We start from the raw sequence: 12,345 nt of genomic DNA, 5'->3' as shown, positions 1-12,345 counted from the left end.
ACCATGAACACCCCCGTCATCGGCGTCCTGGCCCTCCAGGGCGACGTACGGGAGCACCTGATCGCCCTGGCCGCGGCGGACGCCGTGGCCAGGCCCGTCAGGCGCCCCGAAGAACTCGCCGAGGTGGACGGTCTGGTCCTGCCCGGCGGCGAGTCCACCACCATCTCCAAACTGGCCGTCCTGTTCGGCCTGATGGAGCCGCTGCGCGCCCGCGTGCGCGAGGGCATGCCCGTCTACGGCACCTGCGCCGGGCTGATCCTGCTCGCGGAGAAGATCCTCGACCCGCGCTCGGGCCAGGAGACCGTCGGCGGCATCGACATGATCGTGCGCCGCAACGCCTTCGGTCGCCAGAACGAGTCCTTCGAGGCCGCGGTCGACGTCAGGGGCGTCGACGGCGATCCCGTCGAGGGCGTCTTCATCCGCGCCCCCTGGGTCGAGTCCGTCGGCGCGGACACCGAGGTGCTCGCCGAGCACGACGGCCACATCGTCGCCGTCCGCCAGGGCAACGCGCTCGCCACGTCGTTCCACCCGGAACTGACCGGTGACCATCGCGTCCACGCGCTCTTCGTCGACATGGTCCGCGCGAACCGGACACCGGAGTCCTTGTAGGATCTGCGGCGGTACCCCCTCAGGCTCTCCCAGCGCCGGGGGAGTTCGTTCAGGTTTGGGTTACGCGAAGGAGACAGGCAGATGTCCGGCCACTCTAAATGGGCTACGACGAAGCACAAGAAGGCCGTGATCGACGCCAAGCGCGGCAAGCTCTTCGCGAAGCTCATCAAGAACATCGAGGTCGCGGCGCGCATGGGCGGCGTCGACATCGAGGGCAACCCGACGCTGTACGACGCCATCCAGAAGGCGAAGAAGCAGTCGGTCCCGAACAAGAACATCGACTCCGCGGTCAAGCGCGGCGGCGGCCTCGAGGCCGGCGGCGCCGACTACGAGACGATCATGTACGAGGGCTACGGTCCCAACGGTGTCGCGGTGCTCATCGAGTGCCTCACCGACAACCGCAACCGCGCCGCCTCCGACGTGCGCGTGGCCATGACCCGCAACGGCGGCAGCATGGCCGACCCGGGCTCCGTGTCCTACATGTTCAGCCGCAAGGGCGTCATCATCGTCCCCAAGGGCGAGCTGACCGAGGACGACGTGCTCGGCGCCGTCCTGGACGCCGGTGCCGAGGAGGTCAACGACCTCGGTGAGTCCTTCGAGGTCATCAGCGAGGCCACCGACCTGGTCGCGGTCCGCACCGCGCTCCAGGAGGCGGGCATCGACTACGACTCCGCCGACTCCAGCTTCGTGCCGTCCGTCCAGGTCGAGCTGGACGAGGAGGGCGCCAAGAAGATCTTCAAGCTGATCGACGCCCTGGAGGACAGCGACGACGTGCAGAACGTCTTCGCCAACTTCGACGTGAGCGACGAGGTCATGGAGAAGGTCGACGCGTAGCGTCCGCGGCGCTACGCCACGGGTTCGACGGTGCACGGGCCGACGGGGAAACCCGTCGGCCCGTCGCCGTTGCCGGGGCGCGGTTGCGGGGCGTTGTCGGTGGCACCCGATAGCCTGCGCAAACAGGTGATCGAAAGGGTTGGGGGCGGTGTGCGCGTACTCGGGGTGGACCCCGGACTCACACGGTGCGGTGTGGGAGTCGTCGAGGGAGTCGCCGGGCGGCCGCTGACCATGGTCGGCGTCGGTGTCGTCCGTACGCCCGCCGACGCCGAGCTGAGTCACCGGCTGCTCGCCGTCGAACAGGGCATAGAGCAGTGGCTGGACGAGCACCGCCCGGAGTTCGTCGCCGTGGAGCGCGTCTTCGCCCAGCACAACGTCCGCACCGTCATGGGCACCGCTCAGGCCAGCGCCGTCGCCATGCTGTGCGCCGCCCGGCGCGGCATCCCCGTCGCCCTGCACACCCCGAGCGAGGTCAAGGCCGCCGTCACCGGCAGCGGCCGGGCCGACAAGGCCCAGGTCGGCGCCATGGTCACCCGGCTGCTCCGGCTCAGCGCGCCGCCCAAGCCCGCCGACGCGGCCGACGCCCTCGCGCTCGCCATCTGCCACATCTGGCGCGCCCCCGCGCAGAACCGGCTCCAGCAGGCGGTCGCCCAGCACCAGGCCCACACCGCCAAGGCGGCACACGCGGCCAACACAGCACACGCAGCACACGCAACGAAAGGCCGAACGGCATGATCGCCTTCGTCAGCGGCACGGTCGCCGCGCTCGCCCCCGACTCGGCGGTCGTCGAGGTCGGCGGGGTCGGCATGGCACTGCAGTGCACCCCCGACACCCTGGCGAAACTGCGCCTCGGCGAGCCCGCCAGGCTGCACACCTCCTTGGTCGTGCGCGAGGACTCCCTCACCCTGTACGGCTTCGCCGACGACGACGAGCGCCAGGTCTTCGAGCTGCTCCAGACCGCGAGCGGCGTCGGTCCCCGCCTCGCCCAGGCGATGCTCGCCGTGCACAGCCCGGACGCGCTGCGCCGCGCGGTGGCCACCGCCGACGAGAAAGCCCTGACCGCCGTACCGGGCATCGGCAAGAAGGGCGCCCAGAAGCTGCTCCTCGAACTGAAGGACCGGCTCGGCGCGCCCACCGGCACCGTCTCCGCCGCCGCCCCGGCCGCCCAGGGCTGGCGCGACCAGCTGCACACCGCCCTGGTCGGCCTCGGCTACGCCCCCCGCGAGGCCGACGAGGCCGTCTCCGCCGTGGCACCCGAGGCCGAGGCCGCCGGGGGCACCCCGCAGGTGGGGCAGTTGCTGAAGTCCGCCCTCCAGACCCTCAACCGCGCCCGCTGACCCGCGCCGCCCCGCAAGGAGTACCTGAGTGAACCGGGACGATCCGACCGACAGCCCCGCCGAGGACCGGCTGGTGGGCTCCGTCGCCGACCGGGAGGACCAGGCTGTCGAGGCCGCGCTGCGCCCCAAGGACCTCGGCGAGTTCATCGGCCAGGAGAAGGTCCGTGAACAGCTCGACCTGGTGCTGCGCGCCGCCCGCGCGCGCGGTGCGACCGCCGACCACGTCCTGCTCTCCGGCGCGCCCGGCCTCGGCAAGACCACCCTGTCGATGATCATCGCGGCGGAGATGGCCGCGCCCATCCGCATCACCTCGGGTCCCGCCATCCAGCACGCGGGCGACCTCGCCTCGATCCTCTCCTCCCTCCAGGAGGGCGAGGTCCTCTTCCTGGACGAGATCCACCGCATGTCCCGGCCCGCCGAGGAGATGCTGTACATGGCGATGGAGGACTTCCGCGTCGACGTGATCGTCGGCAAGGGCCCCGGCGCCACCGCCATCCCGCTGGAGCTGCCCCCCTTCACCCTGGTCGGTGCCACCACCCGCGCGGGCCTGCTGCCGCCGCCCTTGCGCGACCGCTTCGGCTTCACCGCGCACATGGAGTTCTACGAGCCGCACGAGCTGGAGCGCGTCGTGCACCGCTCGGCCGGCCTGCTCGACGTCGGCATAGAGGGGGAGGGCGCCGCCGAGATCGCGGGCCGATCCCGGGGCACGCCCCGCATCGCCAACCGTCTGCTGCGCCGGGTCCGCGACTACGCGCAGGTCAAGGCGGACGGCCTGATCACCCGCGAGGTAGCGGCCGCCGCCCTCGCCGTCTACGAGGTGGACGCGCGCGGACTCGACCGGCTGGACCGGGCGGTCTTGGAGGCGCTGCTCAAACTGTTCGGCGGAGGACCGGTCGGTCTGTCCACACTCGCCGTCGCGGTGGGGGAGGAGCGCGAGACGGTCGAGGAGGTCGCCGAACCGTTCCTCGTGCGCGAGGGCCTGCTCGCCCGGACCCCGCGCGGCCGTGTCGCCACGCCCGCGGCCTGGGCCCACCTCGGGCTGACCCCGCCGGGCGCGCCGGGTACGGGAAACGGACAACAGGACCTGTTCGGGGCGTGACGGCGGGGGTATTGGCGGCGGAAGGAACCCAGGTGCCATGCTGAGCGTTGTTCCATGCACGCGGACTCGCCTAGACTCCGCCGATGCCGCCCTTGCGGGCGGCGCCGACCATCCCCCTCCCCCAGGCCGCTCACCGCGCGGTCACGCGAAGGAAAATTCCGTCCCGTGAGTATCTACACCCTTCTTCCCTTCCTCGTGCTCATCGCGGCCATGTTCCTGATGACGCGATCCGCGAAGAAGAAGCAGCAGCAGGCCAACCAGATGCGGAACGAGATGCAGCCCGGTTCGGGCGTCCGCACCATCGGCGGGATGTACGCGACGGTCAAGGAGGTCACCGAGGACACCGTCCTCCTCGACGCCGGCCCCGGTGTCGAGCTGGTCTTCGCCAAGAACGCGATCGGCGCCGTCCTCACCGACGACGAGTACAACCGCATCGTGCACGGCGTCGAGCACGACCTGAAGTCCGACGCGGACCTCGTCCCGGACGACGCCTCTTCCCTCACCGCCGACGCGGCTCCGGCCGGCGACGCCGACGACAAGGTGATCGACCTCGGCAAGAAGGACACCGCCGAGGACGCCCCGGCCGCCGAGGCCAAGGACGCCGAGGTCGCCGAGAAGACCGAGGCCGCCGACGTCAAGGACGCCGGGACCAAGGACGCCGCCGAGGCCACGACGGGCGAGGCTCCGAAGAAGACCGACGGCGAGTCCGACGCGAAGTAGGCGTCCCACGGGGCGGCCCGGCGTGGTTCGACGGCCGCCGGGCACGCCCCGAACGCCTCTGTTTCCCGCACGGAATCCCGACACCATGTCATGGCCGCCCCGCGCCGACGGCGCCCCGAGCGGCCCGAGAGGGAGTACGAGAAGGTGGCAGCACCTAAGAAGGGCCGGAGTGCGAGCGCTCAGAGCAAGCCAGGGCGCTCACTGGTCCTCATCCTGATCGCCATCGTGGCGCTCACCGGGGGAATGTTCGCCTCCGGACACACCACTCCGCGTCTCGGCATCGACCTTGCCGGCGGTACGAGCATCACGCTCAAGGCGAAGGCCGACCAGGAGTCGGTGATCAACAAGGCCAACATGGACACCGCGGTCGACATCATGAACCGCCGTGTCAACGGTCTTGGCGTCTCCGAGGCGGAGGTGCAGACCCAGGGGAACGACCACATCATCGTCAACATCCCCAAGGGCACCAACTCCAAGGAGGCCCAGCAGCAGGTCGGCACCACCGCCAAGCTGTACTTCCGCCCGGTCCTCACCGAGGCGCCCAGCGGCCCCGACGCCACGCCCAGCCCCTCGCCGAGCGCCACCTCCAAGGGCAGCGCCTCGCCGAGCCCGTCGGGCAGTGCCGCCGGTGACCAGAAGGCGTCCGCCACCACGCCCTCTCCCACCTCCACCACCCAGGGCCGCCCGGTCAGCGGCGCCCTGAAGGCCGACGCCACGCCGTCGTCCTCCGCCTCCCCGAAGGCGTCCGGCACGCCCGCCGCCTCCGCGAGCCCGTCCGCGAGCGCCGACCCCGCCGCGGGCAAGCTCCAGGCGCAGTTCGCGGCGCTGGACTGCACCAAGCCCGCCGAGCGCGCCAAGGCGAGCCAGAACACCAAGCCCAGCGACACCATCGTGGCCTGCGGCCAGCAGGGCAAGGCCTGGTACAAGTACGTGCTCGGCCCGGCCCGCGTCGACGGCACCGACGTCAAGAAGGCCCAGGCGGCCTTCGACACCCAGGGCGCCTCCGGCTGGCAGGTGCAGATGACCTTCACCTCCGGCGGCGGGAAGAAGTTCGCGGACGTCACCTCCGAGCTGGCCAAGCAGGCCCAGTCGGGGCACAACCAGTTCGCCATCGTCCTCGACGGCAACGTCGTCTCCGCCCCGACCGTGAACGAGGCCATCACCGGCGGCTCGGCCGAGATCACCGGCCGCTTCACCCAGCAGGAGGCCCAGAGCCTCGCGAACATGCTGTCCTACGGCGCGCTCCCGCTCTCCTTCCAGGAGGAGACCGTCACCACGGTGACCGCCGCGCTCGGCGGTGAGCAGCTCCACGCCGGTCTGCTCGCGGGTGCCATCGGCCTCGCCCTGGTCGTGCTCTACCTGGTGATCTACTACCGCGGTCTGTCGCTCGTGGCGATGGCCTCGCTGCTGGTCTCCGCGATCCTCACCTACGTGATCATGGCGCTGCTCGGCCCGGCCATCGGCTTCGCGCTGAACCTGCCCGCCGTCTGCGGTGCGATCGTCGCCATCGGTATCACGGCCGACTCGTTCATCGTCTACTTCGAACGCATCCGGGACGAGATCCGCGAGGGCCGCTCGCTGCGCCCCGCCGTCGAGCGGGCCTGGCCGCGCGCCCGGCGCACCATCCTCGTCTCCGACTTCGTGTCCTTCCTCGCCGCCGCGGTGTTGTTCATCGTGACCGTCGGCAAGGTGCAGGGCTTCGCGTTCACGCTCGGTCTGACCACCGTGCTCGACGTGGTCGTGGTCTTCTTCTTCACCAAGCCGCTCATGACCCTCCTGGCCCGCCGCCGCTTCTTCGCGGAAGGCCACAAGTGGTCCGGGCTCGACCCGAAGAGCCTGGGTGCCAAGCCGCCGCTGCGCCGCACCCGCCGTCAGTCCGGTCCTGCCGCCGGTTCCGTCGACTTCAAGGAGGCGTGAGCGATGTCGAAGCTCGGTAACCTCGGCGCCCGGCTGCACCGCGGCGAGATCAGTTACGACTTCATCGGCAAGCGCAGGATCTGGTACGGCGTCTCCATCCTGATCACCATCACGGCCATCGTCGGCCTGGTGGTGCGCGGCCTGAACATGGGCATCGACTTCCAGGGCGGCGCGGTGTTCACCACGCCGACCAAGATGAGCGTCTCGGTCGCGCAGACCGAGGAGTTCGCCCATGACGCCTCCGGCCACGAAGCGGTGGTGCAGAAGCTCGGCAACGGCAGCCTGCGCATCCAGATCGCCGGTATCGACACCGGCAAGGCCGACCAGATCAAGGAGACCCTGGCCAAGGACCTCCAGCTCGACCCCGAGAAGCTCAACGCCGACCTGGTCGGCCCGAGCTGGGGCGAGCAGATCGCCAACAAGGCCTGGGAGGGTCTGGCGATCTTCATGGTGCTCGTCGTGATCTACCTGGCCATCGCCTTCGAGTGGCGCATGGCCGTCGCGGCCCTGGTCGCCCTGATCCACGACATCACGATCACCGTCGGCATCTACGCCCTCGTCGGCTTCGAGGTCACGCCCGGTACGGTCATCGGTCTGCTGACCATCCTCGGTTACTCGCTCTACGACACGGTCGTCGTCTTCGACAGCCTCAAGGAGCAGACCAAGGACATCACCAAGCAGACCCGCTTCACCTACAGCGACATCGCCAACCAGTCGATCAACGGCACCCTGGTGCGTTCGATCAACACCACGATCGTCGCCCTGCTGCCGGTCGCGGGTCTGCTCTTCATCGGCGGCGGCTTCCTCGGCGCCGGCACGCTCAACGACATCTCGCTCTCGCTGTTCGTCGGCCTCGCGGCCGGCGCGTACTCCTCGATCTTCATCGCCACCCCGCTCGTCGCCGACCTCAAGGAGCGCGAGCCCGCGATGAAGGCCCTGCGCAAGCGGGTCCTGGCCAAGCGCGCGCAGGCCGCGGCCGGGGAGAATTCCGGGGAGCCGGGCACCACGGGTGATACTTACGAGGCGGCGCCCGCTGTGGTGGGCCCGCGCGACCAGCCCGTGGCACGCAACCGAGGCCGCGGCCGACCCTCTGGAAAGCGCCGATGACCGACATCCAGGAGCTGCTGCTCAGCCGAATCCGTGACGTCGCCGACTACCCGGAGCCGGGCGTGATGTTCAAGGACATCACCCCGCTCCTGGCAGACCCGGCCGCCTTCACGGCCCTGACCGACACGCTGGCCGAGATCGCCACGAACACCGGGGCGACCAAGGTCGTCGGTCTGGAGGCGCGCGGCTTCATCCTCGGAGCGCCCGTCGCCGTCCGCGCGGGCCTCGGCTTCATCCCGGTCCGCAAGGCCGGCAAGCTGCCCGGCGCGACCCTGCGCCAGTCCTACGACCTGGAGTACGGGTCGGCGGAGATCGAGGTGCACGCCGAGGACCTCACCCCGGACGACCGCGTGCTGATCGTGGACGACGTGCTCGCCACCGGCGGCACCGCCGAGGCCGCGGCCCAGCTCATCGAGCGGGCCGGTGCCGAGGTCGCGGGCCTCGCGGTCCTCATGGAGCTCGGCTTCCTCGGCGGCCGTGCCCGCCTGGCGCCCGCGCTCAAGGGCGCGCCCCTGGAGGCGCTGCTCCAGGTCTGACGCGAGCGTTCCAAGCGTTCGGCGGCATCTCGGCACAGCTCGGCCGTGGGCGGCACCGGATATCCGGCGCCGCCCACGGCCGTTCCCTTTCGGCCACCGAACCGGCCACCCCCGCCCCACCACCCGGAATGTCTCACGCGCCCCACGCGTTCCCCGGACGGACCGTCCTCGCATCGGGCCGAAGGCGATGACGAGGCGCGGGATCGCTACCATGGGATCTCCGGAGCCTGTCCGGGCTACCCGGATCGCGCACGAGGAGTCCTCTTGCCAGACGAGGCCCAGCCACTGACCGCCGCCAAGCCCGAGTCCTCCTCGGCCCCGGCGGTGAAGCCCCCGCCCAGCGCGTCCGACGCGAAGAACGACTCCCGCGGGACGGCGGCCCAGGCCTCCTCCGCGCCCGTCGAGAAGACCGCCGACGCCTCCCGGCCGAAACCGGCCGCTCCCGTGCGTGCCGCGGTCGGCCAGTCCGCGTCCCGCTCCGGCTCCTCCAACCGCGTCCGCGCCCGCCTGGCCCGCCTCGGCGTGCAGCGCGCGAACCCCTACAACCCGGTCCTGGAGCCGCTGCTGCGGATAGTGCGCAGCAACGACCCCAAGATCGAGAACGCCACGCTCCGCCAGATCGAGCGCGCCTACCAGGTGGCCGAGCGCTGGCACCGCGGCCAGAAGCGCAAGAGCGGCGACCCGTACATCACGCACCCGCTCGCCGTCACCACCATCCTGGCCGAGCTGGGCATGGACCCGGCCACGCTCATGGCGGGCCTGCTGCACGACACCGTCGAGGACACCGAGTACGGCCTGGACGACCTGCGCCGGGACTTCGGTGACGTGGTCGCGCTGCTGGTCGACGGCGTCACCAAGCTGGACAAGGTCAAGTTCGGCGAGGCCGCCCAGGCCGAGACCGTGCGCAAGATGGTCGTCGCGATGGCCAAGGACCCGCGCGTCCTGGTCATCAAGCTCGCGGACCGTCTGCACAACATGCGCACCATGCGCTACCTCAAGCGCGAGAAGCAGGAGAAGAAGGCGCGCGAGACCCTGGAGATCTACGCGCCCCTCGCCCACCGCCTGGGCATGAACACCATCAAGTGGGAGCTGGAGGACCTCGCCTTCGCGATCCTCTACCCCAAGATGTACGACGAGATCGTGCGTCTGGTGGCCGAGCGCGCCCCCAAGCGCGACGAGTACCTGGCCATAGTGACCGACGAGGTCCAGTCCGACCTGCGCGCCGCCCGCATCAAGGCGACCGTCACCGGGCGCCCCAAGCACTACTACAGCGTCTACCAGAAGATGATCGTCCGCGGCCGTGACTTCGCGGAGATCTACGACCTGGTGGGCATCCGCGTCCTCGTGGAGACCGTCCGCGACTGCTACGCGGCCCTCGGCACCATCCACGCGCGATGGAACCCGGTCCCCGGCCGGTTCAAGGACTACATCGCGATGCCCAAGTTCAACATGTACCAGTCGCTGCACACGACGGTCATCGGGCCCAACGGCAAGCCGGTCGAACTCCAGATCCGCACGTTCGACATGCACCGCCGGGCCGAGTACGGCATCGCCGCGCACTGGAAGTACAAGCAGGAGGCCGTCGCCGGCACCTCCAAGGTGCGCACCGACGCGCCGAAGTCGTCCGGCAAGGGCAAGGACGACCACCTCAACGACATGGCGTGGCTCAGACAGCTCCTGGACTGGCAGAAGGAGACCGAGGACCCCGGCGAGTTCCTGGAGTCCCTGCGCTTCGACCTCTCGCGCAACGAGGTCTTCGTCTTCACGCCCAAGGGCGACGTCATAGCGCTCCCGGCCGGGGCCACTCCGGTCGACTTCGCCTACGCGGTGCACACCGAGGTGGGCCACCGCACCATAGGAGCGCGCGTCAACGGACGCCTCGTACCGCTGGAGTCCACCCTGGACAACGGCGACCTGGTGGAGGTCTTCACCTCCAAGGCACCCGGCGCGGGCCCCTCCCGCGACTGGCTCGGCTTCGTCAAGTCCCCGCGCGCCCGCAACAAGATCCGCGCCTGGTTCTCCAAGGAACGCCGCGACGAGGCGATCGAGCAGGGCAAGGACGCCATCGTCCGCGCCATGCGCAAGCAGAACCTGCCGATCCAGCGCATCCTCACCGGCGACTCGCTCGTCACGCTCGCGCACGAGATGCGCTACCCCGACATCTCCGCGCTGTACGCGGCGATCGGCGAGGGCCATGTCTCCGCGCAGAACGTGGTGCAGAAGCTGGTGCAGGCGCTCGGCGGCGAGGAGGCCGCGAGCGAGGAGATCGACGAGAGCGTCCCGCCCTCGCGCGGCCGCAGCCGCAAGCGCCGCTCCAGCTCCGACCCCGGTGTCGTGGTCAAGGGCGTGGACGACGTCTGGGTCAAGCTCGCCCGCTGCTGCACCCCCGTCCCCGGCGACCCGATCATCGGCTTCGTCACCCGGGGCAGCGGTGTCTCGGTGCACCGCAGCGACTGCGTCAACGTCGAGTCGCTCTCCCGTGAGCCCGAGCGCATCCTCGACGTCGAGTGGGCGCCCACCCAGTCCTCGGTCTTCCTGGTCGCCATCCAGGTCGAGGCCCTCGACCGCTCCCGGCTGCTCTCGGACGTCACCCGCGTCCTGTCCGACCAGCACGTCAACATCCTCTCGGCGGCCGTGCAGACCTCCCGCGACCGGGTGGCCACCTCGCGCTTCACCTTCGAGATGGGCGACCCCAAGCACCTCGGCCACGTCCTGAAGGCCGTCCGGGGCGTGGAGGGCGTCTACGACGTCTACCGGGTCACCTCGGCCCGCAACCGCTCGTAGCCGCGACCGTGCGCGCCCCGCACGGTCCCGGAACACGCCGAAGGCCCCGTACGTCGCGTACGGGGCCTTCGGCGTGGTGGACGGGGTGCTCAGCCGCCGAACTCGTGCAGGCCCTTCAGAGCCTGGTCCAGGAGCGCCTGGCGGCCCTCCAGCTCACGCTCCAGCTTCTCGGCGCGCGCGGTGTTGCCCTGGGCACGCGCCTGGTCGATCTGGCCGCGCAGCTTGTCCACGGCGGCCTGGAGCTGACCGGTCAGCCCCTCGGCACGCGCACGCGCCTCCGGGTTGGTCCGGCGCCACTCGGCCTCCTCGGCCTCCTGGATGGCCCGCTCGACCGCGTGCATCCGGCCCTCGACCTTGGGACGCGCGTCCCGCGGCACGTGACCGATGGCCTCCCAGCGCTCGTTGATCGAGCGGAAGGCGGCCCGCGCGCCCTTCAGGTCGGAGACCGGCAGGAGCTTCTCGGCCTCCTCGGCCAGCCCCTCCTTCAGCTTCAGGTTCTCGCCCTGCTCCGCGTCCCGCTCCGCGAACACGGAGCTGCGCGCGGCGAAGAACACGTCCTGGGCGCCGCGGAAGCGGTTCCACAGCTCGTCCTCGTGCTCGCGCTGGGCGCGGCCCGCCGCCTTCCAGTCCGCCATCAGATCGCGGTAGCGCGCGGCCGTCGGACCCCAGTCCGTCGAACCGGACAGCGCCTCGGCCTCGGCGACCAACCGCTCCTTGATCCGGCGGGCGTCCTCGCGCTGCGCGTCCAACTGCGCGAAGTGCGCCTTGCGCCGCTTGGAGAACGCCGACCGGGCGTGCGAGAAGCGGTGCCACAGCTCGTCGTCGGACTTGCGGTCCAGGCGGGGCAGACCCTTCCAGGTGTCCACCAGCGCCCGCAGCCGCTCGCCGGCCACCCGCCACTGGTCGGAGGCCGCCAACTGCTCGGCCTCCACGACCAGGTCCTCCTTGGCCTTGCGGGCCTCGTCGGACTGCTTGGCCCGCTGCGCCTTGCGCTCCTCGCGGCGCGACTCGACCGTCTTGACGAGCTTGTCGAGGCGGGTCCGCAGCGCGTCCAGGTCGCCGACCGCGTGATGCGCGTCCACCTGCTCGCGGATGTGACCGATAGCGGTCTGCGCGTCCTTCGCCGACAGATCGGTGGTCTGCACACGCTTCTCGAGGAGGCCGATCTCGACAACCAGGCCCTCGTACTTGCGCTCGAAGTAGGCAAGCGCCTCCTCGGGGGAGCCGGCCGCCCACGATCCGACGACCTGCTCGCCCTCGGCCGTACGCACGTACACGGTCCCCGTCTCATCGACGCGGCCCCACGGGTCGCTGCTCACAGCGCCTCCTCCACATGATGCCCGCCAGGTGCCTCCCGGCCCCCGGGCATCGTCCACAGTTTCGTCACCGCCAACATAGGCGA

Annotated in this window: 11 protein-coding genes; 10 read left to right on the top strand and 1 reads right to left on the bottom strand. The window is 70.6% G+C overall.

Features of this window, described 5'->3' with window-relative positions; genetic code table 11:
- Nucleotides 1-3 precede the first annotated feature (3 nt).
- The 10 genes from pdxT (at nucleotide 4) to ACWEEU_RS20025 (ending at nucleotide 10,943) form a co-directional block, all read left to right on the top strand.
- Entirely contained in the window at nucleotides 4-609 is a 606-nt protein-coding gene (gene pdxT, locus ACWEEU_RS20070; protein WP_385748795.1) for a pyridoxal 5'-phosphate synthase glutaminase subunit PdxT, read from the top strand.
- 81 nt (nucleotides 610-690) lie between these two features.
- On the top strand, nucleotides 691-1,443 hold the full coding sequence (locus tag ACWEEU_RS20065) for a YebC/PmpR family DNA-binding transcriptional regulator (protein ID WP_385748792.1): 753 nt from the start codon (nucleotides 691-693) through the stop codon (nucleotides 1,441-1,443).
- 150 nt (nucleotides 1,444-1,593) lie between these two features.
- The gene (gene ruvC / locus ACWEEU_RS20060) at nucleotides 1,594-2,178 is read left to right on the top strand and encodes a crossover junction endodeoxyribonuclease RuvC (protein WP_451733964.1); all 585 of its coding nucleotides are present in this window, start codon (nucleotides 1,594-1,596) and stop codon (nucleotides 2,176-2,178) included.
- Nucleotides 2,175-2,780, top strand: coding sequence for a Holliday junction branch migration protein RuvA (ruvA, locus tag ACWEEU_RS20055; RefSeq protein ID WP_385748787.1), 606 nt, complete (start codon nucleotides 2,175-2,177; stop codon nucleotides 2,778-2,780). The genes ruvC and ruvA overlap by 4 nt, the downstream gene beginning before the upstream one ends.
- A 28-nt stretch (nucleotides 2,781-2,808) precedes the next feature.
- On the top strand, nucleotides 2,809-3,879 hold the full coding sequence (gene ruvB, locus ACWEEU_RS20050) for a Holliday junction branch migration DNA helicase RuvB (RefSeq protein ID WP_385748784.1): 1,071 nt from the start codon (nucleotides 2,809-2,811) through the stop codon (nucleotides 3,877-3,879).
- Nucleotides 3,880-4,044: 165 nt separating this feature from the next.
- On the top strand, nucleotides 4,045-4,599 hold the full coding sequence (gene yajC, locus ACWEEU_RS20045; RefSeq protein WP_385748781.1) for a preprotein translocase subunit YajC: 555 nt from the start codon (nucleotides 4,045-4,047) through the stop codon (nucleotides 4,597-4,599).
- A 144-nt stretch (nucleotides 4,600-4,743) separates the two neighbouring features.
- Entirely contained in the window at nucleotides 4,744-6,516 is a 1,773-nt protein-coding gene (secD, locus tag ACWEEU_RS20040; RefSeq protein WP_385748778.1) for a protein translocase subunit SecD, read from the top strand.
- Between the two features lie 3 nt (nucleotides 6,517-6,519).
- A complete protein-coding gene (gene secF / locus ACWEEU_RS20035) occupies nucleotides 6,520-7,623 on the top strand; it encodes a protein translocase subunit SecF (protein ID WP_385748774.1) in 1,104 nt (367 codons plus the stop codon).
- A complete protein-coding gene (locus ACWEEU_RS20030; RefSeq protein ID WP_199587700.1) occupies nucleotides 7,620-8,159 on the top strand; it encodes an adenine phosphoribosyltransferase in 540 nt (179 codons plus the stop codon). Before secF ends, ACWEEU_RS20030 begins: the two co-directional genes overlap by 4 nt.
- Before the next feature lie 264 nt (nucleotides 8,160-8,423).
- Nucleotides 8,424-10,943, top strand: a complete 2,520-nt coding sequence (locus ACWEEU_RS20025) for a RelA/SpoT family protein (protein WP_451733960.1) — start codon at nucleotides 8,424-8,426, stop codon at nucleotides 10,941-10,943.
- A gap of 89 nt (nucleotides 10,944-11,032) precedes the next feature.
- Here ACWEEU_RS20025 and ACWEEU_RS20020 read toward each other — a convergent pair whose 3' ends face one another.
- Nucleotides 11,033-12,262 carry a DUF349 domain-containing protein gene (locus ACWEEU_RS20020; RefSeq protein ID WP_451733958.1) on the bottom strand — a complete coding sequence of 410 codons (1,230 nt, stop codon included), beginning with the start codon at nucleotides 12,260-12,262 and terminating at the stop codon, nucleotides 11,033-11,035.
- Between the last annotated feature and the right edge of the window lie 83 nt (nucleotides 12,263-12,345).

Source organism: Streptomyces sp. NPDC005004 (genome assembly GCF_053600675.1).
The sequence above is the reverse complement of the archived record's forward strand: the minus strand, read 5'-3'. Positions and strand labels throughout refer to the sequence as shown.

Coding starts and splice junctions, on each gene's coding strand:
- pdxT (WP_385748795.1), top strand. CDS start 4: ATGAACACCCCCGTCATCGGCGTCCTGGCCCTCCAGGGCGACGTACGG.
- ACWEEU_RS20065 (WP_385748792.1), top strand. CDS start 691: ATGTCCGGCCACTCTAAATGGGCTACGACGAAGCACAAGAAGGCCGTG.
- ruvA (WP_385748787.1), top strand. CDS start 2,175: ATGATCGCCTTCGTCAGCGGCACGGTCGCCGCGCTCGCCCCCGACTCG.
- secF (WP_385748774.1), top strand. CDS start 6,520: ATGTCGAAGCTCGGTAACCTCGGCGCCCGGCTGCACCGCGGCGAGATC.
- ACWEEU_RS20030 (WP_199587700.1), top strand. CDS start 7,620: ATGACCGACATCCAGGAGCTGCTGCTCAGCCGAATCCGTGACGTCGCC.